A 25466-nucleotide genomic window follows, 5' to 3' on the forward strand; every position below is an offset into this window, starting at 1 on the left:
CGGGCCGGCCTTCGAACATGCGTTCGAACATCCGGGCTATGCTCGCGCCATGAGCATCGCGTTCCAGGCCTCCCTCTTCGACGACCTCCAGGCGGAGCCGGGCCTCGGCGCGCTCGGGGCGGAGGTCGAGCGGCTCGACCTCGGGCAGGGCGCGTGGCTCGACATCCGGCCCGGCTGGGTCAGCGACTCCGACGCGCTGTTCGAGCGCCTCGTGGAGGACGTGGAGTGGACGGCGGACACGCGGCTCATGCACGGTCGCACCGTCGAGGTGCCGCGGCTCCTGTCGTGGTTCGGGCCGCGCGCGACCCTGCCGGCGCCCGTGCTCGTCGAGGCGCGCGAGGCGCTCAACGACCACTACGACCGCCCGCCCGGGCAGGTGCTCGAGACCGCGGGGCTCTGCTTCTACCGCACGGGCGACGACAGCGTCGCCTGGCACGGCGACCGGGTGGGACGCGCCATCGACCGCGACACCATGGTCGCCATCGTCTCGGTGGGCGCCGCGCGCACGCTGTCGCTGCGACCGAAGGGCGGCGGCGAGGTGCGGCGGTTCCCCCTCGGGCACGGCGACCTCGTGGTCATGGGCGGCAGCGCGCAGCGCACCCACGAGCACGCCATCCTCAAGACGCAGAAGGCCGTCGGGCCGCGCATCAGCATCCAGTTCCGGCCGGTCTGGCCCGCCTGAGCGATCGCGGCGGCGGTGGGAACGATCCCGCTGTTCAGGAGGCATTCCGCGGGATGTCGCGCTGAGCGACGCGCTGTTCCCCTCGGCGGGGCAGGATCGCGACCGGCATCGACGCTCCCGGGCGCGACCCGCCGGGATCCCCCGCGTCGAGCCGAGCACGCGTCCGCGCGGGAGACCGCGACGGCGCGCGCCCTCCGCGTCGCCGTCCCGCGGGATCTCCCGCCCGCCGGGCCCGGCACGATCCAGGAAGAAGGACCGTCACCGTGAGCACCTCCAAGCCCGAAGAGCACGCCCCCGACGTCGACCTCGCGGCCGGCGTCGACGCCGCGCCGCCGCTCGACGCCTCCCGCCCCTACCGCACCGGGATCCGCCCGGGCGTCAGCCGCCGCACCGTCCTGCTCGGCGGCGCGGCCGCGATCATGGCCGGCGTCGCCGCGGGATCCGCCGCCGGGGCGCCCGGCGCCGCGACGGCCGCCGCGGCCACCCGCCGGAACCTCACCCGCAGCATCCGCGACGTCGAGCACGTCGTGATCCTCATGCAGGAGAACCGCTCGTTCGACCACTACTACGGCACCCTCCCGGGCGTCCGCGGCTTCGGCGACAAGCAGGCCGTGGAGCTCCCCGGCGGCGGCACCGTCTTCGCGCAGCCCGACGCGAGCCGGGTCGACGGCGGCCGCATGCTGCCCTTCCCGCTCGACTCGTCCCGCTACAACGCGCAGGGAGCCGGCGGCCTCGACCACTCCTGGAAGGGCGGGCACCAGGCCTGGAACCAGGGCGCCTGGGACAACTGGGTCGTCGCGAAGAGCGAGCAGACCATGGGCTACTTCACGAAGGACGACCTCCCCTTCCACCACGCGCTCGCCTCCGCCTTCACGATCGCGGACCACTACCACTGCTCGCTCATCGGCCCGACGACCCCCAACCGCCTCTACCAGTGGACCGGGACGATCGACCCCCGCGGGACGGCTGGCGGACCGGCCATCGACAACCCCGACGACTACGCCCCCGTCTTCGCCTGGACCACGTACCCCGAGCGCCTGCGGGAGGCCGGGATCACCTGGAAGACGTACGCGAACGACGAGGTCGGCGACGAGGGGACGCACCCCTACGTGGGCGACTACGGCGACAACCCGCTGTGGCTGTTCCAGCAGTACCACGACGCGCTCGCGTCCTCGGATCCCGCGACGCGCCAGCTCGCGCTCGACGGCGGGCTCCACGACGGGTGGCAGCCCGACTCCGGCAAGGGCCTCGACGTCACGCACCTGCTCGAGGAGTTCGGCCGCGACGCCGCGGCGGGCACGCTGCCGCAGGTGTCGTACGTCGTGGCGCCGTACGGCTGGAGCGAGCACCCGAAGGCCAGCCCCGACTACGGCGCGCACTACACGAACGCCGTGATCCAGGCGCTCATGAGCAACCCGGACACCTGGGCGCGCACGGTGCTCCTCCTCAACTACGACGAGAACGACGGCTACTTCGACCACCAGCTGCCGCCGCTCGCCGAGCCCGGCACGGCCGACGAGTACGTCGACGGCCTGCCCATCGGCTACGGCACGCGCGTGCCGCTCACGGTGGTGTCGCCCTGGAGCCGCGGGGGCTGGGTCGACTCGCAGGTGTTCGACCACACCTCGGTGATCCGCTTCCTCGAGACCTGGACGGGCGTGCACGAGCCCAACATCTCCGAGTGGCGGCGCACGATCTCGGGCGACCTCACGTCGTGCTTCGACTTCGCGCACCCGGACTTCTCGATCCCGTCGGCCCGGGAGGTGCTGCCGATGACCGCCACGCAGGCGCTCGTCGCGGCCGCCGACGCCGACATGGCGAAGCCGCCGGTGCGCGAGCCCGCCGTGGGCGCGCAGCGGATGCCCGAGCAGGAGGACGGCGCCATGCGGCACCGCCCGCTCCCCTACCGGCAGGACGCGGACGTCTCCGTCGACCGCGCGAGCGGCCGGGTCACGCTGACGATGCGCAACCGCGGCCGACAGGGCGTCTCGCACCAGGTGTTCCCGAACATCGCGCTGCCGTTCGCGTCGACGCCCTTCACCGTGGCGCCGCGCGGGACGGCCGCCTACGCGTGGGACAGCGCCGCGCATGCGGGCGCCTACGACTTCAGCGTCTACGGGCCGGACCGGTTCCTCCGCCGCTTCGCCGGCACGGTGGTCGCGGCGGGGAAGGCCGACGTGCCCGTGCCCCGGGTCACGGCCGAGACGATCCCGGGCGGCAAGGGCCTCCTGCGGCTCACGCTCGTGAACGACGGGAGCCCCTCGGCGCGCTTCGCGCTCACGGCCGACGACTTCATCACGCGCGAGCGGCACGAGACGGTGAAGCCCGGACGGAGCGCGACGGTCGACTGGCGCGTGGACGAATGGGGCTACTACGACGTGGTGGTCACCGCCGAGGGCGGCTTCCGCCACCGGTACGCGGGTCGCGTGGAGTAGCGCCGCCGGGCGCACGACGACGCCGGCCGGTCCCGTGGGGGCCGGCCGGCGTCGTCCTGCGCGGGGCGCGTCAGGCGCGAGGCGCGGAGCGCGTCAGGCGCGGGCGCGGTCCCGATCCGCGGAGGCGTCGTCCGCGTCGCCGCGCGCCGGCCCGAGGTGCGCCTCCGACGCATCCGGGCGGCCCTCCTCCACGAGCGCCAGGTCGAGCGGTCGGGCGGCGCGCACGACGACCTCGGCGTCGGCGAGCCCCAGCTGGGTGAGCAGCGGGATCCAGAGGCCGCGCAGCCGCTCGAGCTGGTCCCCGTCCGGCGCGCTGGGCGAACGGTACGAGAGCACGCCGAAGGTCGCGCTGAGCAGCACGTCCACGACGGCGTCGAGGTCGGCGACGCGGACGCCCTGGACCGCGAGCTCCGCCTCCAGGTGGGCCCGGGTGAACCGCCACACGTCGAAGCGGCGCTCGACGGCGAGGCCGAGGCGCGGCATGTCCTGCAGGAGGCGGATGGCGCCGGCGGCGACCGGGCAGACCTCGACCGTGCGCGCGGCGGTGAGGAGGAAGACGACGAGCTCGGGCAGCGCGCCCGGACGGTCGAGCGCCGCCTCGATGCGGAGCCAGCGGTCCTCCTGGTCCTCGACGACCGCGCCCGCGAGGCGCTCCTTGGACGCGAAGAGGTGGTACCCGATGGCGGACTTCGGCTTGCCCATCGCCTCGGCCACCCGCGAGAACGACGTGCCCTCGTAGCCGTGGGCCGCGAACTGCGCGCCCGCCGCCTCGACGATCTCGCGCCGAGCCCGGGAGACCGCCGCCTGCCGCTGGTTCATGTCGCTCCCGTCCGCTCCCGAACAGGAGTCGAGGGAGGCTACCCGCGCGGATCGACGGGAGGGCGACGCCCGGGTGAACGGACGGCGCCGCGTCACCCTCGCGCGAGGGCTCGTCAGACGAGCGTCTGACATGCACGCGGCGTTCACCGGGACGTAGGCCATCGACCCCGGAGCGTGGGGATCCCCGCCCTACCGTGCTCGCGGGGCGACGGTCGCCCCTCGATGCGGAAGGTCAGCCATGTCCCTCGCATCACCCGCAGCCCCGATCCGCTCCCGCCGCCCCGTCCGCCTGCTCGCCGCCGCGGCCACCGCCACCGCGGTCGCGCTGTTCGCGATGGGCGCCGGCGACGCCGCCCAGGCCGCCCCCGCCCACCTCGAGCAGTCGGTCGTGGCGTCCTCCCTCCTGGACGGCACGTTCGAGCACGGCGTGAAGAGCGGCAGGATCACCGCCGACCAGCTCGCCACCGTCGCGACCGAGGGCGTGGTCGTCGGCGGCCAGCGCATCGAGGCGTGGGCCGCGAAGGGCGAGAGCCACGCGCAGGTGGCCGCCGAGATCCGCGCCGAGATCGCCGACACCGCGCCGTCGCGCGCCCACGCGGTGGAGGACGCGGCGATCCAGCGGACCCTCGCCTCCCCGGACGGCCGACCCGTCACGAAGACGCAGGTCATCGAGGAGGGCGACGTCGGCGGCGTCACCGAGTCCACGTGGTTCTGGAGCAACCACTCGTGGCACATCTCCGGCGGCATCGTGAAGACGATCATCGCGGTGGGCCTCGCGGCGTACCTCGGCACGGTGTGCATCACGCTCGACCTGTCGAAGCTCTCCTGCGTCGCGCTCGGCGTGCTCGTCACGGGCCTCGGCGAGTACCTGAAGAGCACGAGCTGCGGCCAGGGCTACTGGTTCGACTTCCCGAAGGTGTGGAAGTCGCACTGCGGCGGATGATCGCCGACCCGGTCGACCGACCGGGACGTGGGGCGGCGGGCTGGATCTCCAGCCCGCCGCCTCGTCGCATGCGGCGGGCATGCCCCGTCCTCCACAGGTAGTGAGAACGATTCTCAATCAGGGATAGCATCCGCACGCGCCATCGCGCACTCCCCCTGAACCGAAGCTGGATCCCGCATGCCCTCACGCCCCTCGTCCCTCCCACCCGTCACGGCCCACGGGCCCGCTGAGCGCCCGCCGACGGAGGGCCGGATCCGCGCCCTCGCCCGATACCCGCAGTCACGTCGCGCACGCGCCGTCGCGCTCGGCACGGGCGCCGTCGCCCTCGTGGCCGTCGCGGCGCTCGTCGCGAACGCCCTGACCGGCACCGGATCCGCGTCCGCCGACGCGTCCGCGTCGGCCGACCCGGCTGTCGCCCGCGCCGCCTCCGGCCTCCGCGCGCTCGACGGGTCGGCCCCGTCGTGGCCCGCCGCCGCGTCCCCTGCCCGCATCGGCGACGCACCGGACGACGCGACCGTCGCGCTCACGGTGCTGCTGGATCCGGCTCGCCCCGACGCCGCGCCCGCCGTGGCGGCATGGCTGCGCGACCGCGGCCTCGACGTGGGCGACGCGCGCGGCGAGGTGTCGGCGCTGCCCGTCTCCGGCACGCTGGCGCTCGCCTCGCGCGCCTTCGACACCGCGTTCGCCCGGTTCCGCGTCGACGGCCGGGAGGTCGTCGCCCCCGAGCGGACCCTCGCCGTGCCGGCCGCCCTCGACGCCGTGCGCGGCGTCGCCGGCACCGTGCAGGGCGACGTGCTGATGCCGACGGACGCCGAGGCCGACGACGCGCAGGCGCCCGCCGACGCGCACGCGACCGACGCCGCGAGCCCCGTGCCGGCGCCGATCCCCGGGCAGGCATCCGGCGGATCCCCCGCCTCGTCCGCCGACGACGGCACGTGCGCCGCCTGGTGGGGTCAGCGCCTCACCGACGCGTGGCCCGCGTCCGTCGACGTGGCCCACCGCTCGAACTCGCTCTGCGGCTACGGCCCGGCCCAGCTGCGGCGCGTGGACGACGTCCCCGCCGAGGACCGCGGCGCGGGCGCGACCATCGCGATCGTCGCCGCCTACGACGACCCGGACACCCAGGCCGACACCGACACCTACTCCCGCGCGGTCGGCGAGCCCGCCTTCACGGCCGGCCAGTACCGCGACCACCCGTCCGCCTCGCCGCGCACCGGCATCTGCGGCGGCCCCACGGCCTGGACCGACGAGCAGCACCTCGACGTGCAGGCCGTCCACGCGATGGCGCCCGACGCCGCGGTCTCCTACTGGGGCGCCGACGACTGCACGAGCACGAGCCTCTACACGAGGATCCTCGACGCGGCCGAGGACGGGCCCGACGTGATCAGCCTCTCCTTCGGCGCGATGGAGGGCCTCGACACCGCCGACGACCGCGAGCTGCTGAACCGGGTGCTCGTGGAGGCCGCGGCCCGCGACGTGTCGGTCTTCGCCTCGACCGGGAACGACGGCGACTACAGCGGCGTCGGCGACCACGGCGGGAACGCCACCGTGGCGTCGCCCGCGTCGAGCCCGTACGTCACCGCGGTCGGCGCGACCAGCACCGGCCTCGCCGAGGACGGATCCATCGCCGTCGAGGCGGGCTGGGAGACGGAGACGCGCTTCGCCCGCAACGGCGCCCTGATCCCGCCGGGCTTCGCGTTCGGCGCGGGCGGCGGCCAGTCGGCCGAGTACGCGCGTCCCACGTGGCAGGCCGACCGGCTCGCCGTCGCGGGCACCGGCCGGCTCCTGCCGGACGTGGCCTCGCTCGGGGATCCGGAAACGGGCTTCATCACCTACGGCCCGCACAAGGGCCGCACCGAGTACGCGGCGCACGGCGGCACGAGCCTCGCGACGCCGATGGTCGCCTCCATGGTGGCGATCTCGAAGGCCGTGACCGGCCGCCGCTTCGGGCTCGCGAGCCCCTGGCTCTCCGCGCTGATGGGCACGAGCGCGCTGCGCGACGTGCAGCCCGCGTCCGCCGCGACATGGTCGCCGCGCGGCCCGTCGGCGGGGGCGCTGTGGCCCGAGACGCTCTTCATGTGGGACACGGGGAGGCAGGGGCTGCGCTCCGCCCCCGGCTGGGACGACGTGACCGGGGCCGGCGTGCCCGCGGGTCGCGCGTTCATCGAGGGCCTCGGCGCGGGAGCCGCGCGATGAGCCGGGTGACGCGCGGGTCGCGCTCCTCCCTCGGTCTCGTCGGCGCGACCGGCGCCGTGGCGCTCGCGGCGCTCCTCGCCCTCGGCGGCCTCGCGCCCCTCGCGGCGCACGCGGCCGACGTCGTTCTCGCGCGCGCCTCGGGCGTGGAGATCATCGACATCGACGGCGACACGCTCACCGCGGCCACGCCGCTCGCGGAGTGGACCTCGGGCGCCGCGGTGGCGCGCACCGCCGCCTCCACCGGCGACGTCCTGAAGCTCAACACGACGCGCACGACCGGGCTCTCGTCCACCGCCGGTCCCACCGGCGCGACCAGCGCCATCGCGAGCGGCGAATTCACCCTCCGGGACCGCCCCGCGATCGTGTTCTCCGGCCTCACCGTGGCGTGCACGCCCGGCGGCACTCCCGCCGTGCACCTCGAGCGGCTGACGATCGGCGGCGTGGACGTGACCGCGGACGCGAACACGACGCCGGGCTGGTCGCGCGACCTGCCGGAGTCGGTCTACGGCGCGACCCGCGTCATCGTCGGATCCACCGCGAAGGCCGACGACGGATCCGTGACCACCGTCGGCATCGACGTGGAGGCGGGGCCCGGGGCGTCGGAGATCTGGCGCGTCCGCGCCGGATCCGTGACGTGCGCGGGTGCGGCGGCGTCGATCCCGACGCCCACGCCGACTCCGACGCCCCGTCCCGCGCCGACGCCCGCGCCGCAGCCGACGCCGGAGCCCGACCCCACGCCCGCCCCGGATCCGACCCCCGCACCGGACCCCGCTCCCGCGACCGGCCGCGTCGCGACCGGAGTCACGGTCACGGCCCCCGACGGCACGCGCATCATCGACGGGCAGCCGCGCGTCGAGGGCCTCGACCGCAGGGCCTCCGTCGACGCGCTCGACGCGACGGACGGATCCGCGGACCACGCCGCATCCGTGCGCGTCGAGACCGGCGCGGACGGCACCACCACGATCGGCGTCGGCTCGTTCGAGCAGCTGCCCGGCGCGCGCGACGACCCGCTCGCCGAGTACCGCTGGACGGCGTTCCGCGTCTACGGGCTCACCGCCACGGTCACGCCCGCGGGCGGCGTCACGACCGAGTTCCAGGATCCGGGCAGCGCCGTCTTCGTCGACGGCCGCTGGATCGACACCACCACCGATCTGTACACGGGCGTCGACGAGCAGGGCGCGCCCCGCGTCACCGTCGCGTTCGGCGAGCACGAGACGGCGGCCGACGGCACCGTCACGGTCACCGCCGTGCACTACCGCGACCTCACGGGCGCGCACCCGGACGTGCGCCTCGGCACGGTCGTCGTGCCGCCCGCGGCCGGGCAGGTCGTGGGCGCGTACGGCGTCGGCGTCACCGCGGCCGACGGCACGGTGCTCGTCGCGCCGCAGCCGGCCGCGACCGTCGCCGCGCCGCACGCCGCGGCGGACGCCGTGACCGGGACGGGGACGGATCCCGACACCGCGTCGGCCGTCGCCGTCGACCTCGGCACGGGCGACGCCGCGGGCACCGCCACGGTCGACGTGGGCGCGTTCCGCCAGGTGCCGGATGCCTCCACGGATCCGCTCGCCGACTACCGCTGGCCGGCCCTCCGGGTCAACGGCCTGCACGCGGCGGTCTCCGCCGCGGGCGCCATGACCGTGTCCTTCGCGGATGCCGGGAACGCGGTCTTCGTGAACGGGGTCTGGATCGACACCACCACCGACCTCTACACGGGCGTCGACGAGACCGGGATGCCGCGCGTCGAGGTCCGTTTCGGCGAGCGGTCGGTCGCCGCGGACGGGACGGTGACGCTCACGGCGCTGCACTACCGCGACCTCACCGGCCGCCACCCCGAGGTGCAGCTGGGCGTCGTGACCGTGGCGGCGGGCAGCGGGACGGCTCCTGCGCCGGATCCGTCGCCGACGCCCGTCGTGATCGTGCCGGACACCGCGCCCACCGGCTGGTCGGCCTACGGGATCCGGGCGACCGGGCCGAGCGCCGTGGCGGCGACGCCCGTGGCGCGGCCGGACGGCGCGGTGGACACGGCGGGCACGTCCGCGGCTTCCCCGTCCGCTGCCTCGCCGTCCGCCCTCGCGCCCGACACGCTCACCACCCCGCACGCGGCGACCGCGTCCGGCGCGACGGTCGCATCGGCCGCCGCGGCCGACCCGGCCACCACCGCGGGCGACGGCGCCGCGGGCCAGATCCGCGCCTCGGGCATCCGCCTGGCCTCGAGCAGCGGATCCGGCAGCGCCGCCATCGACGACGTCGCGCTCTACCCGGGCAGCCGCCTGGCCGTCGCGATCCGGGGCCTCCGGGTCGAGGTCGCCGACGGCGCCGTGCGCGTCTCGAGCGACGGCGGCAGCATCGCGGGTGCCGCGCTCGCGGCCGGGAACATCGCCCCGGGCACGCGGTTCGCGCTGCCCGACGGCGGATCCGCGGTGCTCGCCGAGGACGTGACCGCGGGCCCGTCCCGCACGGTCACGGGCCTGCACCTGGTCGACGCGTCCGGCCTCGACGCGGACGTGTCCGCTGCGGTGGTCACGACGGCCGCGGTGGCGGTCGACCCGGCGGGCTCGGGATCCGGGTCCGCCCCGGGCGCGGGCACCGGCACCGGCACACCGTCCGGCGGCACGGCCTCCGCCGGCACGGGCGCGCTCTCCCCCGGCGCGCTGTCGGCCGACGGGTCGAGTCCTGCCGGCACGTCGGGCGCCTCCCTCCGCGGTTCGCTGCCGCGCACCGGATCCTCGCCCGCGTCGACGCTCGCCCTCGCGGCGCTGCTGCTGGTCGTCGGGTCCGCGGCCGCGCTCGATGCCCGACGCCGCCGACACGCGCGACTGACCCGCCCCGCGCGCGCCTGACCCGGCGCCGCGCACGACGCACCACCGCCGCCCTCCGTCCCGCGCCCGCGGGCCGGAGGGCGGCGTGCGTCACCAGCGCAGCAGCAGCACGTCGGATCCGCCCTCGCGCCCCACGGGCACGAAGCCGAGGGACTCGTAGAGCGCCCGGGCGCGGTCGTTGCCGTCCTCCACGCTGAGGCTGACGGCAGGGGCGCCGGACGCGCGCACCGCGTCGACCAGCGCCACGAGCATCCGCCGGCCGACGCCCCGGCCGCGCGCCGACGCGACGAGCGCCATCCCGAGCTCGGGGATGTCGGCCGCGACGAAGCCGTACCCGCGGTCGTCGTCCGCGTACAGCCGCGCCCACGCGGCGCCGACCGCATCCCCGTCCACCTCCGCGACCACGCACACGTCGCCCGCGCGCGGCCAGCCCTTGACGTAGTGCGCGAGCTGCGGGGTGGCGAGCATGCGCTCGCGGGTCATGGACCCGTCGCCGCGCCAGTCCATCGACGCCAGCAGCATGTCCTCGAGGAACGGCAGGTCGTCGGCGCGCGCCGGGCGGAGCGTCGCCTCGGGGAGCGCGCCCGTCATCCCGCGGCTCCGTCGTCGGCGGACGGCTCGGGGACGACCACGCGCGACTCCAGCCAGCTCCGCAGGTCCGCGACCACCTCGTCGCGGTTCGTCTCGTTGTAGATCTCGTGCCGCGCGCCGGGGTACACGATGAGCAGCACGTCGCTGAGGCGCGAGCGCCTGCTGTAGTCGCGCGCGAGCAGCTGCATCCCGCGGCGGCCGCCGAGCGAGTCCTCCTCGCCGCCCTGGATGAGCACGGGCAGGTCGGTCGCGAGCCTCTTGGGCGGGCGGCCCATGATCTGCACGGAGTCGCGCATCCGGTACGGCTTCAGCGCGTTGACGTCGAAGTTGCGGTCGTCGGCGCCGAACGCGCGCTGCGCCTCCGGATCCCGCGAGAGCCACTCGAAGCCCGACGCGGCCGGGTGCCGCCAGCGCTTGTTGAGGTCGCCCGTGTTGATCACGCCGGGCATCGCGAGCGACGCGCCGCTCAGGACGAGGCCCGCGTAGAGGTGCGCGGCGCGCGCGACGATGCGCTGCGCGAGGAGCGCGCCCCAGCTGTGGCCGAGGAGCACGAGCGGGAGGTCGGGGTGCTCCCGGCGGAGCTGCTCGCTCACGAGCTGGATCCCGTCGAGCGCCGCGAGGTGGCGCCGCGGCCCCAGCACGCCGATGCCGAGGTGGCCGAGGCCGGTGGCGCCGTGCCCGCGGTGGTCGTCGGCCGCGACCGTGAACCCCTGGGCGTTCAGCTCGTGCGCGAGCCGGACGTAGCGCAGAGCGTGCTCGCCGACGCCGTGCGCGATGTGCACGACGGCCCGCGGGCGCTCGGCCTCCCACACGTAGTAGTGGAGGGTCACGCCCTCCGCGTCCACGATGGTGCGGTGGTCGGCTCCGCCGGTGGGGCGCTCGTCGTCGGGCATGGATCCAGACTAGGGCCGCCCGCCCCGGCCGCCGAGGGTCAGGACTCGCGCGTGATCTCGACCCGCACGAACAGCTTCGACCGGAACGGCCCCGCGTAGATGCCGCGGAGCGGGGCGACGTCGCGGTAGTCGCGGCCGCGGCCGACCAGCACGTGCCGGTCGCCGATGTCGATGAGGTTGGTCGGATCCCAGCCGCGCCACTCGCCGCAGAACCACTCCACCCACGCGTGCGACTCGCCCGTGACGGTCTCGCCGACGGCCGCGTTCGGCTTCGGGTGCAGGTAGCCGCTGACGTAGCGGGCCGGGATCCCGACGTGCCGGAGCGCGCCGATGACGATGTGCGTGATGTCCTGGCAGACGCCGCGGCCCTGCTCCCACGCCTCGCGCGCGGTCGACTGCACGCTCGTGACGCCGGCCATGTACTCGACCCTCTCGCCGATCGCGCGGGCGATGTCCGCCGCGGCCTCGCACGGGGTGCCGGCGCCGCCCGCGATCTCCTCCGCGAGCGCGCGGACCTCCTCGTGCGGCTCGGTGCGCGCGGTCTGCGCGACCTGCTCCACGTGCTCGGTGGCGCGCTGCACGTCGACCGCGAGGTCGTCCCAGCCGAGCTGGTGCGGCTCGTGCGCGCGCGGCCGGACCTCGACGAGGCTCGTCGCCGTGAGCTCGAGCGAGCGGTGCGGGCTCAGGATCTCGAACGAGGAGACGCGGGTGCCGAAGTAGTCGACGTAGGTGTGGTGGCCCGGCTTCGGCTGGATGTCGAGGTTCGAGTAGAGGACGAACTGGTTCTCGCTCGACACGGGCAGCATGCGCGCCTCGTTGTAGGACGCGGTCACCTCGCCCTCGTAGTGGAAGCCGGTCCGGTGGGTGATGCGCAGGCGGTTCACGAGTTCTCTCCGACCCAGCTGGGTGCCGCGTTGGTGGGGAAGTAGCGCTGGCGGACGGCCTCGGAGGTGGCGGATGTCGCCTCCTGCACGGCGTCCATGAAGCGCGGGAGGTCGTCGAGGATCTCGGCGATGGGCCGGTACTCCAGGTCGCTCCGGATCTGCCCGAGCAGCCGCTGCGCCTGGTCGGAGACCCCGAGGCGGTCGGTGCGCGGCTCGATGTCGTGCAGGCACTGCTCGGCGCGGCGGATCGAGTGCGTGATCGACCGCGGGAACAGCCGGTCGAGCAGCAGGAACTCGGCCGCGTTGCGCGCGCTCGGCACGCCGCGGTACGTGCGCAGGTACGCCTCGTACGCGCCGCAGGAGCGGAGGATCGTGGTCCACGACGGGCCGCTCGCCTCGGTGAGGGCGCGGGTGGCGAGGAGGCGGGCCGTCATGTCGGCGCGCTCGATGGAGCGGCCGAGCGTGAAGAACTGCCACGCCTCGTCGCGGCTCGTGCCCGACTCGACGAGCCCGACCGCGAGGGCCGAGCGCTCGCGCACCCAGCCGAAGAACTCGTGCACGCGGTCGTTGGCGATCTTGCGGGGCATGCGGGCGCGCGTGGTGTTGAGGCACTCCCACAGCTCGCTCGAGACGATCTCGCGGGCGCGGCGGGCGTTCTCCCGCGCGGCGCCGAGCGAGTAGGCGATGGAGGCGGGCTGCGTGCGGTCCACGGCGAGGAGCGCGAGCACGTCGTCGCGGCCGAGCACGTCCTCGGAGGGCACGTCGCTGCCCATGACGCTGAGGAGGGAGCGGCAGGCGGTGTCCTCGTCGATCCACGGATCCTCCAGCAGGAGCTGCAGGTGCACGTCGAGGATGCGGGCGGTGCCGTCCGACCGCTCGATGTAGCGGCCGATCCAGAACAGCGACTCGGCGATGCGCGACAGCATGGGCATCAGCGGTCCCCCTCGGTGGTGTCGGCGGCGGGCGAGGCGGCTCGGGTGCCGGCCTGCTGCTGCTGCTGCTCGTGCTGGTCGCGGTTGCGCGGGGCGTCGTGCGGCGACTGGTCGGGCGCCTTCTCCCCGTTCGCGATGATCGGGATGGACGTGGTCACCGCGGCCTGGTCGGCCACGAGCGTCTGCACGCTGCGCTCGCGCGTCGCCGCGGGGAAGCCGCCGTCGCCGACGACCCAGGTGTCCTTGGATCCGCCGCCCTGGCTGCTGTTGACCACGAGCTGGCCCTCGGGGAGCGCGACGCGCGTGAGCCCGCCGGGCAGCACCCAGATGTCGCGCCCGTCGTTGACGGCGAACGGGCGGAGGTCGGCGTGGCGCGGGCGCATGCCGTCCTCCACGAGCGTGGGGATGGTGCTGAGCTGCACGACGGGCTGCGCGATCCAGCCGCGCGGGTCCTTGAGGAGCCGGGCGCGCAGCTCGGCGAGCTCGCCCGCGCTGGCGGCGGGGCCGACCACGAGGCCCTTGCCGCCGGATCCGTCGACGGGCTTCACGACGAGCTCGGGCAGGCGGTCGAGCACCTCCTCGAGCGAGTCGGGCTCCTCGAGGCGCCAGGTGTCGACGTTCGGGATGATCGCGTCCTCGGCCAGGTAGTAGCGGATGAGGTCGGGCAGGTACGTGTAGACGAGCTTGTCGTCGGCGACGCCGTTGCCCACCGCGTTCGCGATGGTGACGTTGCCGAGGCGCGCGGCGAGCATGAGGCCGGGCGAGCCGAGCATGGAGTCGGCGCGGAACTGCAGCGGGTCCAGGAACTCGTCGTCGACGCGGCGGTAGATGACGTCGACGCGCATGGGGCCGCCCGTGGTGCGCATCCAGACGCGGCCGCCGGAGCAGAACAGGTCGCGGCCCTCGACGAGCTCGACGCCCATGAGGCGCGCGAGCAGGGTGTGCTCGAAGTACGCGCTGTTGTAGACGCCGGGCGTGAGGACGACGACGTTCGGGTCCTCGACGCCGTCGGGCGCGCTCGCGCGGAGGGCCTGCAGGAGCTTGTTCGGGTAGTCGCCGACGGGACGCACGCGCATCGAGACGAAGAGCTCGGGCAGGGTCTGCGCCATGACGCGGCGGTTGGAGATGACGTAGCTGACGCCGGACGGGACGCGCACGTTGTCCTCGAGCACGCGCATCTCGCCGGCCTCGTCGCGCACGAGGTCGATGCCGGAGACCTGGATGCGGACGCCGTTGGCCGGGTCGATGCCGGCGGCCTGGCGGTGGAAGTGGCTGGACGAGCTGATGAGGCGGGCGGGGATCACGCCGTCGCGGATGGCGCGCTGCGGCCCGTACACGTCGGCAAGGAACGCCTCGAGGGCCCGGACGCGCTGCGCGACGCCCCTCTCGAGCCGGCTCCACTCGGCCTGCTCGATGACGCGCGGCACGGCGTCGAGCGGGAACGGCCGCTCCTCGCCCGCGAAGTCGAAGGTGACGCCCTGCGCGAGGTAGCTGGTGGCGAGCGCGTCGGTGCGGTCCTTCAGCTCGTCCTTGGTCATGCGGGACAGCGCCGCGTGGATCTCGCGGTAGGCCGCCCGGGCGACCGCCGGCTCGCCCGCGACGGGCGGATCCCGGAACATCTCGTCGAACGGCATCGCGCCACCGGAGGCGCGGCGTGCGGCCGCGAGCGTGCCGTATCCCTCGAACAGATCACCCATGTCGGGAGCGTAGCCGGGCCGTGTGTCCGGTTTGTTACCGGGCCCCGCGGACGGAGGCGACGCGGGTCAGGCGTCGGTGCGCTTGAGGATGTGCGCGGGGATGGCGATGGAGGCCGAGACGAGCAGGATGCCGGCGAAGAAGCTCAGCAGCTCGAAGCCCTCGATGTAGAACGCGAACGCGAACAGCGCCATGCCGCCCAGGAAGAGGGCGAACGCGATGATGAAAGCGACGATGTTCACGAGGGCACCTGATCCATTTGACGAGACTGTGGGCGACCGCCGCGCGGGGCGCGTGACGCGGTCACCCCCGAGTCTACGAGATCGCGGCGCGGGCGTCGCCCGGGCGGGACGACCGGCTCAGCGCGCGGCCTGCTCCGGGCGGATCCCACCGGCCAGCGCCTGGTACGCGCGCTGCGGTCCGGGCGACCGCGAGAGCGCGCCCGCGATGGCGTCGAGCATCGCCCGCTGCCCGCCGGACGGGTTCAGCAGCGCCTTGGCCGCGTGCCGCAGCTCGGTGACGGTCGCGACGTTCGGGGCCAGCGCGATCCCGAGCCCCGCGTCCTCGAGGGCCGCGGCCCCCGCGAACTGGTCGGTCGAGAGCGGCAGCACGAGCATCGGGACGCCCGCGGTCGCGGCCTCGGTGACGGAGTTGTTGCCGCCGTGCGTGACCGCGAGGTCGGCGTGGCCGAGCAGCGTCACCTGCGGGAGGAACGGACGGACGAGCCAGTCGGACGGGATGTCGCCGAGCGCGGACCGGTCGGTGGATCCGGTCGCGAGCGCCACGCGCACGTCGAGGTCGCGGAGGGCCGCCGCGATGCGGGCGAGCACGTCGTCGCGCACGGAGAGGAAGCTGCCGAGCGACACGTAGACGATGGGGTCGCCGCCGGCGTCGATCCAGTCCTGCACCTCGGCCTCGGGCGCCTCGCGACGCACGGCCGAGCCGATGAAGGCGTGCGGCGGCAGGAGCTCGGAGCGGTCGGGGTCGTGCAGCTCCTCGGGGTAGTTGAGCAGGAGCACGTCGCCGGCCTCCGCGAACGCGTCGCGGCTCGGGCGCATCGACGGCGCGAGCACCGCCAGGGCGTCGTTCCACTGCGCGGTGAAGCGGTCGCGGACGCGCACGCACAGCGCGTGCAGCTCGTCCAGGTCCTCCTCCTCGGGCTCGAACGCGGCGGGCCAGGCGGGCGGGAAGCCGTAGACCTCGTCGCCCACGGGCAGGGCGCTCGGGTGACCGAGCACGACGTCGGCGTGGCGCGTGCCCGAGGCGAGGAGCGCGAGGCGGGCGCTGAAGGCGAGGTGGTCGACGATGACGTGGTCGGGGCGCACCTCGTCGAGGATCCGCTGCACGGCGCGCGCGGTCTCCACCGGCTCCCACAGGAGGTCGTCGCTCCGGGCCTCGGCCTGGAAGCGCAGGGTCGCGACCATGCCGCGGCGCGTGGCGGCGAAGAAGCCGCGGAGGGCGTCGTCCTCGCCGGTCGGCTGCTCCTCGGCCTTGATGGTGCCGGGGTTGGATCCGCGGCCGAGGCGGAGGTCGATGCGCTCGAAGCCGGAGGCCTCGACGATGCCGGCGGTCGCGGATCCGGTCGCCACGACCACGCGCTCGCCGGCCTGCTGCCAGGCCGACGCGAGCGTGATGAGGGGGAAGAGGTGGGACGCGTAGTCCGGGCTGATGACGAGCAGGGTCATGAGGCGCTGAGCTCCCAGAGGGTTCGGTCGTCGGCTGCGGCGACGTCGCGGTAGACGCGGGACAGGGTGCCCGCCATGGCCTGGATGGTGAAGGTGCGGGCGACCATGTCGCGCGCGCGGTCGGCGGCGGCGTCGGCGCCGGGGCCGGCCGCGATGTCGAGCGCGCGGGCGATGCCGGAGGCGAGCTGCGCGGGATCCGCGGTGTCGACGAGGAGGCCGGTCACGCCGCCCTCCACGTAGGTCGCGGGGCCGCCCGACGCGGGCGCGACGACGGGCAGGCCCATCGACATCGCCTCGAGGAGCGCGACGCCGAACTCCTCCTTGATGCTCGCGCACGCGTACGCGCCGCCCGGCGCGGTGAGCCCGGGGCGGCCGTAGCGGACGGCGGCGAGCCAGCGGGTGACGGTGTCGTTGCCGCGGTGGCCGGCGAGGAGGAGGCCGTGCCGCGCGGCGTCGGCCGGGCCGTGCGCGTCGGGGACGGCGTCGAGGATCCGCGCGAGCTGCTCGCGCTCCTCGGGGCTCGGCGCGTCGAGGTCGCCGCCCACGATCAGGAGGTTGGCGCGGGAGCGGAGCGCGGGATCCGCCGCCCAGACGTGCGCGAGCGAGGCCATGCCCTTGACCCGGGCGAGGCGGCCCACGCTGATGACGAGCGGGAGGCCGCGGCGCTCCTCGGGCAGCGCGCGCAGCAGGTGGTCGAGCTCGACGAAGGCGCGGGCGGGGGCGCCGTCCGCGTCGGCGCCGAGCATGGCGTCGTCGCGCGAGCGCTCGATGGCGGCGACGTCGATGCCCTCGGCGACGACGCTGTGGCGCTCGGGGTGCGCGTCCACGTCGATGCCGACGAGCCGGCGCATGTCGCGCTTCAGCTCGGGGCGCGGGAAGAGCACGGTGTGCGCGGCGTCGGCGGCCAGGCGCTGCACGAGCCGCACGCGGAACCAGTAGTGCTCGCGCTCGTCGACGCCGCCGAAGCCGTCGCGGGTGAGGGCGCCGGAGCGGTCGAGCGCGTCGACCACGCCGTGCGGATCCGGCGCGACCGTGAAGACGACGGGGATGCCGAGCTCGCGCGCGACCGTGGAGGCGGCGAGAGTGCCGACGTCGGCCATGCGGAGGTGCACGGCGTCGACGCGGCCGGCGGCGCGCAGCACGCGGCGGATCCCCCGCTCGGCCTCGACGCGGTGCGGCCACGCCTCGGGCAGCGAGCGCGGGCCGCCGAGCATCGGGATGTGCGCGAAGACGTGGCCGTCGTCGCCGGCCGTGACGCGGGCGAGGGAGCCGAGGGCCTGGTCGGGGGTGCCGCGGGAGAGGGTGATGACGCGGTCGACCGGGCGGTCCACGGCGGCGGCGTCGGCGTCGGTCGCCATCGGGTCGCCGGCGACGGGGAGGCTCGTCGCGTCCGCGTGCGCTCCCGATGCGGCCGCGGGCGCCACGAGCGCGTCGCCCAGCCGCACCAGCAGCGTCGCGATGCCGCCGTTGTCGCCCGCGCCCACGTGCGTGAGGCCGGCGTCGATGTCGGCGTGCAGGAAGAGCTGGACGACCGTGAGGCCCGGGCGCGGGGCCGGCGCGGCATGGGATCCGTGGTCGCCCTCGTGCCGGGCGATGTCGAGCACGGCCAGGCGCGCGACCGCGGCCACCTCGTCGTCGCCGCGCGCGATGTCGGCGACGAGGGCGGCGATCGCCTCGCCCGCGGGCCGGTCTCCCAGCGCGGCGACCGCGGCGGACCGGGTGAGCGGGCCCTCGACGGCGGCCGGGGCGATGCGCAGGAGCACGCGCTCGGGGATCCGGCCGGGCACGAGGCCGATCGTCTCCACGAGGCGCGATCGGGCGTCGTCGCCCCTTACGCCGAGCAGCGCGTTCTCGAGCGCCAGCGCGACGTGGTCGGGCGTCGACCCCGCCCACTGCTGGAGGGTGCGCTGCGCGAGCATGCCGGGGAAGCCGCCCTCGACGACCATCGCGACGAGGCCGGACACCGCGTCGAAGCGCGGCAGGCGGGTGCCGAAGGCCCAGGCGGCGTGCTCGCGGATCCACCGCACGTCGTGGTCGAGGAGCGCCACGAGGGCGATGTCGGCGGCCTCGTCGAAGACCTGGGCGAGCGCGTGGATGGCGGCGACGGCCGTGAGCTGGTCGGCCGGGTCGGCGGCGGCGCGGGCGAGGAGGCGCACCGCGCGTCCGCCGCCGTCGCGGCTGGCGGCGACCGTGAGCTCATCGGCCTCCTGCATCACGTCGAGGATGCGCGCGGCCTGCGCGACCTGGTCGAGGCTCGTCTGGATCCCCATGCTCGTGCCCCTTCTCGGGTCGATACTCCTCGTGCGGAGCCGTGACGCGCCCCACGCGGGAGCGTTCGCTCCCGGGACAGCCTCCCGGCCCTCGCGAGTATTCCCCAGTCCGCTGCGAGAACCCAACGGCGCCTCCCGGATGATCCGCCCGCCCGGGCCGCGCGCGGCCCCGCGCGTACGCTGGCGGCCATGCCCCACTCCGCTCCGCCCGCCCCGCAGATCCGCTTCGGCATCGTGGGGAGCGGCTGGCGCAGCGCCTTCTTCCTCCGCATCGCGCGCGCCCTGCCGGACCGGTTCGCGGTCACCGGGCTCGTGACCCGCAGCGCCGAGACGGGCCGCGCGCTCGAGGAGGAGTGGGGGATCCGCACCTTCCGCACCGCGGCCGAGCTGCTCGCCGCGGAGGCGCCGTCGTTCGTGGTCGTCTCCGTGCCGCGGAGCGCCGCGCCCGACGTGATCGCCGACCTCGTCGACCGCGGCGTCGCCGTGCTCACCGAGACGCCGCCGGGCGCGACCGTCGAGGACCTCGAGCGCCTCGACGCGCTCGTCCGCCAGGGCGCGCGGATCGAGGTCGCCGAGCAGTACCCGCTCTCGCCGCTGCTCGCCGCGCAGCTCGCGATCGCGGCGTCCGGCCGGCTCGGGCGGATCAGCCAGGCGACGGTCGCGCAGTGCCACGACTACCACGGCGTCCGCGTGATGCGCCGGGCCCTCGGCATCGGCTTCGAGGACGCGACCATCACCGCGCAGCGCTTCTCGTCGCCGCTCGTGGCCGGGCCCGATCGCGACGGGGATCCCGTGCGCGAGGAGGTCGTGACGGCCGTCCAGACCACCGCGCGCTTCGACTTCGGCGACCGCCTCGGCGTCTACGACTTCGCCGACCGGCAGTACTTCTCCTGGATCCGCCGCAACCGGCTCCTCGTCCGGGGCGAGCGCGGCGAGATCGCCGACGAGCACGTGAGCTGGCTGCTCGACGCGACGACGCCGACCTGGGCCGACATCACGCGCGTCGAGACCGGCCAGGGCGGCAACCTCGAGGGCCACCACCTGCGCGGCCTGCTGCTCGGATCCGAGTGGGTCTACGAGAACCCGTTCGCGCCCGGCCGGCTCTCGGACGACGAGATCGCGATCGCGCAGTGCCTTGTCGAGATGCACGCGCACGCGGCCGGCGGTCCGTCGACGAACTCGCTCGCCGAGGCGTCGCAGGACCACCACCTCGCGCTCCTCATGCACGAGGCCGCGACCACCGGGCAGCCCGTCCGCAGCACGCGGCGGGCCTGGGCGGACTGAGCCGCTCCCCCTCTCCCCCGCTCGACCAGGAAGGCACGTCATGCGCATCGACCTCACCGGATCCACCGCCCTCGTCACGGGCTCCACCCAGGGCATCGGCTACGCGATCGCGGAGGGGCTCGCCGAGGCGGGCGCCCGCGTGATCGTCAACGGCCGGGGCGAGGAGGGCACGGCCGCCGCGCGCGACCGGCTGCTGGCCGCGCATCCCGGCGCCGAGGTCGAGGCGCTCGCCGCCGACGTCGCGACCGAGGAGGGCGCCGACCGCGCGGTGGTGGCCTTCCCCGAGGTCGACGTGCTCGTCAACAACCTCGGGATCTTCGGCTCGGCCGACCCGTTCGCCATCACCGACGACGAGTGGCGCCGCTACTTCGAGGTGAACGTGCTCGCGGGCGTCCGCCTCACGCGCGCCTACCTGCCCGGCATGATGGCGCGCGGCTGGGGTCGCGTGCAGTACATCGCGAGCGACTCGGCCGTCGCGACGCCGGCCGAGATGATCCACTACGGCGTCTCGAAGACCGCGCTCCTCGGTGTCTCGCGCGGCTTCGCGAAGGCGGCGGCCGGATCCGGCGTCACGGTCAACTGCGTCATGGCCGGCCCCACGCACACGGGCGGCGTCGAGGCGTTCGCGCGCGAGCTCGTCGGCGACGACCTGCCGTGGGACGAGGCGCAGCGCGCGTTCATGCGGGAGCACCGGCCGCAGTCGCTGATCCAGCGGCTCATCGAGCCGGAGGAGATCGCGCACATGTGCGTGTACCTGGCGTCGAAGCAGGCGTCGGCGACGACTGGCGGGGCGCTGCGGGTCGACGGCGGGTACGTGGACGCGATCCTGCCGTAGGACGCCCGCGACGCTGCCGGGCCTCGCCGGGCCTCGCCGGGTCAGCCCGCCAGGTGCCGCCGGATCGCCTCGACGCCGACCTCCACCTCGCGGAACGAGGTCGTCAGCGGGCTGAGCCCGAGCCGCAGGCCCGACGGCGCGCGGAAGTCGGGGATCACGCCCTCCTCCCAGAGCGCGCCGACGATGTCGCGGAAGCGCGGGTGGTCGACGCTGACGTGGCTGCCGCGGCGGTCCTCCGCGCGCGGGCTCGCGACGCGGGCGCCGAGCGGCACGAGGTCGCGGTCGACGAGATCCAGCGCGAAGCCGGTGAGGGCGAGGGACTTGGCGCGGATCGCGTCCATGCCCGCCTCCTCGATGAGGGCGATCATGTCCTGCATCGCGAGCATGCCGACGATGGGCGGCGTGCCGCTGAGGAAGCGGCGGATCCCGTCGGCCGGCTCGTACGTCGGCCCCATCGCGAAGACGTCGCGCGCGCCCATCCAGCCCTGGATCGGCTGCCGCAGCTCGGCCTGGAGGTCGCTCCGCACGTAGCCGTGGGCGGGCGCGCCGGGCCCGCCGTCGAGGTACTTGTAGCTGCAGCCGACCGCGAGGTCGACGCCCCACGCGTCGAGCTCGGTGGGGATCACGCCGACCGAGTGGCAGGTGTCCCAGAGCACGAGCGCGCCGGCGTCGTGCACGATGCGCGTGATCCCCGGCACGTCCGCGAGGAACCCCGAGCGGTACGCGACCTGGCTGAGCACGACGAGCGCGGTCCGCTCCCCCACCGCCTCGGCGACGAGCTCCGGCGTGACCCCCGCGTCGGGCGACACCTCGATCCACCGGATCGTCATGCCGCACTCCTCGGCGACGCCCTCGAGCACGAAGCGGTCGGTCGGGAAGTTGTCGGTGTCGATCACGAGCTCGTCGCGGCCGGGCCGCGCGCGGACGGCGGCACGCACGAGCTTGTAGAGGATCACGGTGGTCGAGTCGCCGACGAACGTCTGGCCGGCCGCCGCGCCGTAGGCCACGCGGCCGAGGTCGTCGCCGATGCGCGTCGGCATCGCGAGCCAGTCCTCGTCCCACCCGCGGATGAGGCGGCCGCCCCACTGGTCGCGCACGAAGTCCGCGACGCGGTCGACGCTCGCGCGCGTCGGCCGGCCGAGCGAGTTGCCGTCGAGGTAGGCGACCACGTCGTCGGCCTGCACGAACAGCTCGCGGAAGCGGGCGAGCGGGTCGCGGGCGTCGAGGTCGGCGGCCGACGGGATCGGGCGGGACGGTGCGGGGGCGGGGGCGGCGTGCGCGTCGGGTGTCACGCTCGCAGCCTACGAGCCGCGGGCGGCGGCGTCCGGGTCACCGGATGGCGAAGGCCGCCGGGTCGTCCTCCGTGTACGTCGTCAGCAGGAGCACGCCGCCCTCGACGGATCCGGCGGGCACCGCGAGCATCACCTGGACGGTCGTCGACGAGCCCGGGTAGATCGTCGGCAGGCGGCTGATACGGGGCCTCGGCGCCCACGCGTCCGTCGCGGAGGAGCCGATGACGGTGCCGTCCGGGGAGCGGAACGCGAGGTCGAGTCCGTGGACCGGCTCCGGCCCCGCGCTGCGGCCGGTGATGGTGACTGTTACCGCCACGAGCCGCTCGCCGGAGGCTAGCGCCCCGGCCGGCGCGGCGTGGGAGTCGAGGTCCGGCTCGCCCACGGACACCTCCCAGCGCGGGCCGACCTGCGGCCGGGTGAGCCACGACTCCCCCACCGGCACCGGGTCGGCGAGCGTGCCCGCGGCGGACGTGACCTGCGGCCCACGGTCGCCGAGATGCGTCAGGCCGTCGAGGATCCAGGTGCCGCCGACCGCGAGGATCGCGACGAGGACGGCGGCGACGGCCCCGACGAGGACGAGACGGCGGCGGAGTCGGCGGGGCGGTGCGGGCGGGATGGGATCGGTCGGCGGGGAGGGGTCGGTCGGCGGGACGGGGCCGGTCGGCTCGGCGGGGACGGGCCGGGTCGCCGCGCCTGCCGCCGGGACCGCTGGGCCGTACGGCGTGCCGGTCGGCACGGCCGCCCCCGGGGTCGCCGCGCCGGACGGCTCGTCGGTCACGCGCGCCTCCCCGTACCGGCTAGCCGACCCGGAAGTAGTAGGCGTCCGCGATCATCCCCGGCGCCGTGGCCCAGAGGCCGCCCTCGGCGCCGTCGATCGGGATCTCGATGACGACGTTGCCCGTCACCGTGCCCTGGGGCTCGAGCAGGTCCGCGTCGTCGGTGAAGGCGGGCGCCGGCGCCTGCACGAAGCTGTCGGCGGCCGAGTACTGCGAGCCGTCGGCGGCGAGGAAGCCCACGGCGAGCTCGGAGAGCGGATCGCCCGTGCTCGACCCGAGGTACGTCGCGGTGACCGGCACGACCGCGTACTGCATGCCCTCCGCGGGCGCCTCGTTGGAAGGATCCGCCGCGAGGACCGCCGCCGTGGCGTCCAGGGTCGGCGTGCCCAGCGTGACCTCCCACTCGGGGCCGTCGATGCCCTCGCCGGTGACCGGGGTGCCGATCGGCAGCGGGTCGTCGGGGCTCGTGCCGGGCTGCGCCGTCGCGTCGTCGTCGCCGAAGGGCTCGGACGGATCCGGGCTCGCGAAGCCGGAGTCGGTGCCCGCGGACTCCACGGCGTCGGAGACCGAGCTCACGAACGCGAACGTGTAGACGACCGCCAGCACGACGCTGAGGACGAAGCCGACCGCGCCGAGCACGATGCCGGTGACCGCGAGCGGCTTGCCGTCCATCCGCCGCGCGAGCGAGACGATGCCCAGCACGACGGCCACGACGGCCGGCACGAGCATCACGTAGTTGAGGAACGGGATCAGCGCGCCGAGGAACGTCGCGATGCCCACGACGAGCGCCGCGATCGCGAGGCCCTTGCCGCCGCGCGGGCGGGGCGGCTCGCCGGAGACGTACGGCGGTGCGGCGCCGTAGGGCGGCACGGCGGCCGGCGGCGCGTAGCCGGCGCCGGGTGCGCCGGCGGCGGCGTATGCGGTCGCCCCGGCCGCGTCGTATCCGGACGCACCGGCGGCGTCGTATCCCGCGGGCGGCGCGGGTGGCGCGGGTGGGGTGAGCGGCGCGGGAGCCGCGGGCGGGGTGAGCGGCGTCGGCGGCGCCGGCGGGGCGGGCGGCGCGGCGTGCGGGTCGCGCGCCCGCGGAGCGTCCGCGGCGGTCCCCGGGTCCACCGCGTCGGCGTCGGTCGTGGGCGCGGGCGCGGGCCCGTCGGCGGGATCCGCGACGGCCGGCGGACCGTAGGGGCTGACGGGCTCCGCCGGGGAGGCGTCCGATGCGGTCGCGTCCGCGCTCCCCGGGGTCCGGTCCCGCGGCTCGTCGGGGTGGGATCCGTCGGTCCGGCCGGGGTCGCGGTCATCGCTCATGTGACGTTCCTAGCGGAGGGCGCGACCCGAGCGGCAGCGCCGCGGGCGAACCGCCCCGAAATGGGGGCGCGGCGCCGGGAAGGCGCCCCGCTCCGGTGCGCGCGGCCCGCCCTCCGAGGTCCGTTAACCTCGGGGCGTGCCCCTGCCCGCGTGGACCCCCGACGGCCCCGACCTCGTGATCCACGCCGAGAACCTCGAGGCCGTCCGCGCGCTGCCCGACGGCGCCTTCCAGCTCATCTACCTGGATCCGCCGTTCAACACCGGCCGCACGCAGGAGCGCCAGAACCTCACGGTGACGCGCACGCCGGATCCGGAGGCCGAGCCCGAGGACGGGTCCGCCGGAGCCGCAGCCGCCCCGCCCGCCCTCGCCCCCGCGAGCACCGCCACCCCCGAGCCCGTCCGCCCGCCCGGCGCCCGCCTCGGGTTCCACGGCCGCAGCTACGACTCCGTGAAGGGCATGCTCTACGGCTTCGACGACTCGTTCGCCGACTACTGGGACTTCCTCGAGCCGCGCCTCATCGAGGCGTGGCGCCTCCTGGATCCCACCGGCACCCTCTACCTGCACCTCGACTACCGCGAGGTCCACTACGCGAAGGTCGTGCTCGACGCGCTCTTCGGCCGCCGCTCGTTCCTCAACGAGATCGTGTGGGCGTACGACTACGGCGCGAAGTCCCGCCGCCGCTGGCCGGCCAAGCACGACACGATCCTCGTCTACGTGAAGGACCCCCTCCGCTACCGCTTCGACTCCGAGGGCGTGGACCGCGAGCCCTACATGGCGCCCGGCCTCGTGACCCCCGAGAAGCGCGAGCGCGGCAAGCTGCCGACGGACGTCTGGTGGCACACGATCGTCTCGCCCACCGGCCGCGAGAAGACGGGCTACGCGACCCAGAAGCCCCTCGGCGTGCTGCGCCGCATCGTGCAGGCGTCGAGCCGGCCCGGCGACTGGGTGCTCGACTTCTTCGCGGGATCCGGCACCACGGGCGCCGCGGCCCGGGAGCTCGGCCGCCGCTTCGTGCTCGTGGACGAGAACCCGCAGGCCGTCGACGTGATGCGCGCCCGGCTCGCGGGCGGCGGCACGCTCTTCGTCGGGCCGGAGACGGATCCGGATCCGGATCCCGTCGCCGGCTGAC

The 25466-nt window shown here is 75.4% G+C and carries 20 protein-coding genes; 8 read left to right on the plus strand and 12 right to left on the minus strand.

Going from position 1 to position 25466, the window contains the following annotated elements; all coding sequences use genetic code 11:
• The first annotated feature begins 49 nt into the window (after positions 1 to 49).
• Positions 50 to 682, plus strand: coding sequence for an alpha-ketoglutarate-dependent dioxygenase AlkB (locus FGI33_RS10915; protein WP_119433950.1), 633 nt, complete (start codon positions 50 to 52; stop codon positions 680 to 682).
• A 263-nt stretch (positions 683 to 945) separates the two neighbouring features.
• On the plus strand, positions 946 to 3117 hold the full coding sequence (locus tag FGI33_RS10920) for a phosphocholine-specific phospholipase C (RefSeq protein WP_237581869.1): 2172 nt from the start codon (positions 946 to 948) through the stop codon (positions 3115 to 3117).
• A 93-nt stretch (positions 3118 to 3210) separates the two neighbouring features.
• Here FGI33_RS10920 and FGI33_RS10925 read toward each other — a convergent pair whose 3' ends face one another.
• Positions 3211 to 3936 (minus strand): helix-turn-helix domain-containing protein, encoded by a 726-nt coding sequence (locus FGI33_RS10925; RefSeq protein ID WP_237581871.1) that lies wholly within the window; start codon positions 3934 to 3936, stop codon positions 3211 to 3213.
• Between the two features lie 238 nt (positions 3937 to 4174).
• Here FGI33_RS10925 and FGI33_RS10930 point away from each other — a divergent pair, with 238 nt between their 5' ends.
• The 3 genes from FGI33_RS10930 (at position 4175) to FGI33_RS10940 (ending at position 9915) form a co-directional block, all read left to right on the plus strand.
• Positions 4175 to 4879, plus strand: a complete 705-nt coding sequence (locus tag FGI33_RS10930; RefSeq protein WP_119435562.1) for a hypothetical protein — start codon at positions 4175 to 4177, stop codon at positions 4877 to 4879.
• A gap of 177 nt (positions 4880 to 5056) precedes the next feature.
• Positions 5057 to 7075 carry a S53 family peptidase gene (locus FGI33_RS10935; RefSeq protein ID WP_237581873.1) on the plus strand — a complete coding sequence of 673 codons (2019 nt, stop codon included), beginning with the start codon at positions 5057 to 5059 and terminating at the stop codon, positions 7073 to 7075.
• Positions 7072 to 9915, plus strand: coding sequence for an LPXTG cell wall anchor domain-containing protein (locus FGI33_RS10940; RefSeq protein ID WP_237581875.1), 2844 nt, complete (start codon positions 7072 to 7074; stop codon positions 9913 to 9915). Before FGI33_RS10935 ends, FGI33_RS10940 begins: the two co-directional genes overlap by 4 nt.
• 69 nt (positions 9916 to 9984) lie before the next feature.
• Here FGI33_RS10940 and FGI33_RS10945 read toward each other — a convergent pair whose 3' ends face one another.
• From FGI33_RS10945 to FGI33_RS10980, 8 genes are all read right to left on the minus strand, one after another.
• Positions 9985 to 10485: a GNAT family N-acetyltransferase gene (locus FGI33_RS10945; protein WP_119435333.1), complete on the minus strand. Its 501-nt coding sequence runs from the start codon at positions 10483 to 10485 to the stop codon at positions 9985 to 9987.
• The gene (locus FGI33_RS10950) at positions 10482 to 11378 is read right to left on the minus strand and encodes an alpha/beta fold hydrolase (protein WP_119435334.1); all 897 of its coding nucleotides are present in this window, start codon (positions 11376 to 11378) and stop codon (positions 10482 to 10484) included. Before FGI33_RS10950 ends, FGI33_RS10945 begins: the two co-directional genes overlap by 4 nt.
• A 38-nt stretch (positions 11379 to 11416) precedes the next feature.
• Complete coding sequence (locus FGI33_RS10955; RefSeq protein ID WP_119402178.1) at positions 11417 to 12262, minus strand: transglutaminase family protein; 846 nt, start codon at positions 12260 to 12262, stop codon at positions 11417 to 11419.
• Positions 12259 to 13188, minus strand: coding sequence for an alpha-E domain-containing protein (locus tag FGI33_RS10960; protein ID WP_119402181.1), 930 nt, complete (start codon positions 13186 to 13188; stop codon positions 12259 to 12261). Before FGI33_RS10960 ends, FGI33_RS10955 begins: the two co-directional genes overlap by 4 nt.
• A gap of 5 nt (positions 13189 to 13193) precedes the next feature.
• Positions 13194 to 14891 (minus strand): circularly permuted type 2 ATP-grasp protein, encoded by a 1698-nt coding sequence (locus tag FGI33_RS10965; protein ID WP_119435494.1) that lies wholly within the window; start codon positions 14889 to 14891, stop codon positions 13194 to 13196.
• Positions 14892 to 14957: 66 nt separating this feature from the next.
• Positions 14958 to 15131 carry a hypothetical protein gene (locus FGI33_RS10970; protein WP_012297729.1) on the minus strand — a complete coding sequence of 58 codons (174 nt, stop codon included), beginning with the start codon at positions 15129 to 15131 and terminating at the stop codon, positions 14958 to 14960.
• 117 nt (positions 15132 to 15248) lie between these two features.
• A complete protein-coding gene (locus FGI33_RS10975) occupies positions 15249 to 16574 on the minus strand; it encodes a nucleotide disphospho-sugar-binding domain-containing protein (protein WP_237581877.1) in 1326 nt (441 codons plus the stop codon).
• The gene (locus FGI33_RS10980) at positions 16571 to 18844 is read right to left on the minus strand and encodes a glycosyltransferase (RefSeq protein WP_237581879.1); all 2274 of its coding nucleotides are present in this window, start codon (positions 18842 to 18844) and stop codon (positions 16571 to 16573) included. Before FGI33_RS10980 ends, FGI33_RS10975 begins: the two co-directional genes overlap by 4 nt.
• A gap of 189 nt (positions 18845 to 19033) precedes the next feature.
• Between FGI33_RS10980 and FGI33_RS10985 the strand changes: the two genes are divergently transcribed.
• Together FGI33_RS10985 and FGI33_RS10990 are read left to right on the plus strand one after the other, a co-directional pair.
• On the plus strand, positions 19034 to 20128 hold the full coding sequence (locus tag FGI33_RS10985; RefSeq protein ID WP_119434982.1) for a Gfo/Idh/MocA family protein: 1095 nt from the start codon (positions 19034 to 19036) through the stop codon (positions 20126 to 20128).
• Positions 20129 to 20168: 40 nt separating this feature from the next.
• On the plus strand, positions 20169 to 20963 hold the full coding sequence (locus FGI33_RS10990) for an SDR family NAD(P)-dependent oxidoreductase (RefSeq protein WP_119434981.1): 795 nt from the start codon (positions 20169 to 20171) through the stop codon (positions 20961 to 20963).
• A 41-nt stretch (positions 20964 to 21004) separates the two neighbouring features.
• Here FGI33_RS10990 and FGI33_RS10995 read toward each other — a convergent pair whose 3' ends face one another.
• The 3 genes from FGI33_RS10995 to FGI33_RS11005 are packed head-to-tail and all read right to left on the minus strand — an operon-like array spanning position 21005 to position 24336.
• A complete protein-coding gene (locus tag FGI33_RS10995) occupies positions 21005 to 22255 on the minus strand; it encodes a kynureninase (protein ID WP_119434980.1) in 1251 nt (416 codons plus the stop codon).
• A gap of 37 nt (positions 22256 to 22292) precedes the next feature.
• Positions 22293 to 23033, minus strand: coding sequence for a hypothetical protein (locus FGI33_RS11000; protein ID WP_237581881.1), 741 nt, complete (start codon positions 23031 to 23033; stop codon positions 22293 to 22295).
• A gap of 19 nt (positions 23034 to 23052) precedes the next feature.
• Positions 23053 to 24336: a DUF4190 domain-containing protein gene (locus tag FGI33_RS11005; protein WP_237581883.1), complete on the minus strand. Its 1284-nt coding sequence runs from the start codon at positions 24334 to 24336 to the stop codon at positions 23053 to 23055.
• 136 nt (positions 24337 to 24472) lie between these two features.
• Here FGI33_RS11005 and FGI33_RS11010 point away from each other — a divergent pair, with 136 nt between their 5' ends.
• On the plus strand, positions 24473 to 25465 hold the full coding sequence (locus tag FGI33_RS11010; RefSeq protein ID WP_204587286.1) for a DNA-methyltransferase: 993 nt from the start codon (positions 24473 to 24475) through the stop codon (positions 25463 to 25465).
• The last annotated feature ends 1 nt before the right edge of the window (position 25466 follow it).

This window comes from Clavibacter phaseoli (genome assembly GCF_021922925.1).
In the GTDB taxonomy this organism is placed as follows: domain Bacteria; phylum Actinomycetota; class Actinomycetes; order Actinomycetales; family Microbacteriaceae; genus Clavibacter; species Clavibacter phaseoli.

Bases quoted from the DNA above. Each gene is read 5' to 3' on its own strand.
- FGI33_RS10930 (WP_119435562.1), top strand. From the start codon at position 4,175: ATGTCCCTCGCATCACCCGCAGCCCCGATCCGCTCCCGCCGCCCCGTC.
- FGI33_RS10925 (WP_237581871.1), bottom strand. From the start codon at position 3,936: ATGAACCAGCGGCAGGCGGCGGTCTCCCGGGCTCGGCGCGAGATCGTC.
- FGI33_RS10960 (WP_119402181.1), bottom strand. From the start codon at position 13,188: ATGCTGTCGCGCATCGCCGAGTCGCTGTTCTGGATCGGCCGCTACATC.
- FGI33_RS10945 (WP_119435333.1), bottom strand. From the start codon at position 10,485: ATGACGGGCGCGCTCCCCGAGGCGACGCTCCGCCCGGCGCGCGCCGAC.
- FGI33_RS10940 (WP_237581875.1), top strand. From the start codon at position 7,072: ATGAGCCGGGTGACGCGCGGGTCGCGCTCCTCCCTCGGTCTCGTCGGC.
- FGI33_RS10975 (WP_237581877.1), bottom strand. From the start codon at position 16,574: ATGACCCTGCTCGTCATCAGCCCGGACTACGCGTCCCACCTCTTCCCC.
- FGI33_RS10950 (WP_119435334.1), bottom strand. From the start codon at position 11,378: ATGCCCGACGACGAGCGCCCCACCGGCGGAGCCGACCACCGCACCATC.
- FGI33_RS10965 (WP_119435494.1), bottom strand. From the start codon at position 14,891: ATGGGTGATCTGTTCGAGGGATACGGCACGCTCGCGGCCGCACGCCGC.
- FGI33_RS10980 (WP_237581879.1), bottom strand. From the start codon at position 18,844: ATGGGGATCCAGACGAGCCTCGACCAGGTCGCGCAGGCCGCGCGCATC.
- FGI33_RS10915 (WP_119433950.1), top strand. From the start codon at position 50: ATGAGCATCGCGTTCCAGGCCTCCCTCTTCGACGACCTCCAGGCGGAG.
- FGI33_RS10935 (WP_237581873.1), top strand. From the start codon at position 5,057: ATGCCCTCACGCCCCTCGTCCCTCCCACCCGTCACGGCCCACGGGCCC.
- FGI33_RS10985 (WP_119434982.1), top strand. From the start codon at position 19,034: ATGCCCCACTCCGCTCCGCCCGCCCCGCAGATCCGCTTCGGCATCGTG.
- FGI33_RS10990 (WP_119434981.1), top strand. From the start codon at position 20,169: ATGCGCATCGACCTCACCGGATCCACCGCCCTCGTCACGGGCTCCACC.
- FGI33_RS11005 (WP_237581883.1), bottom strand. From the start codon at position 24,336: ATGAGCGATGACCGCGACCCCGGCCGGACCGACGGATCCCACCCCGAC.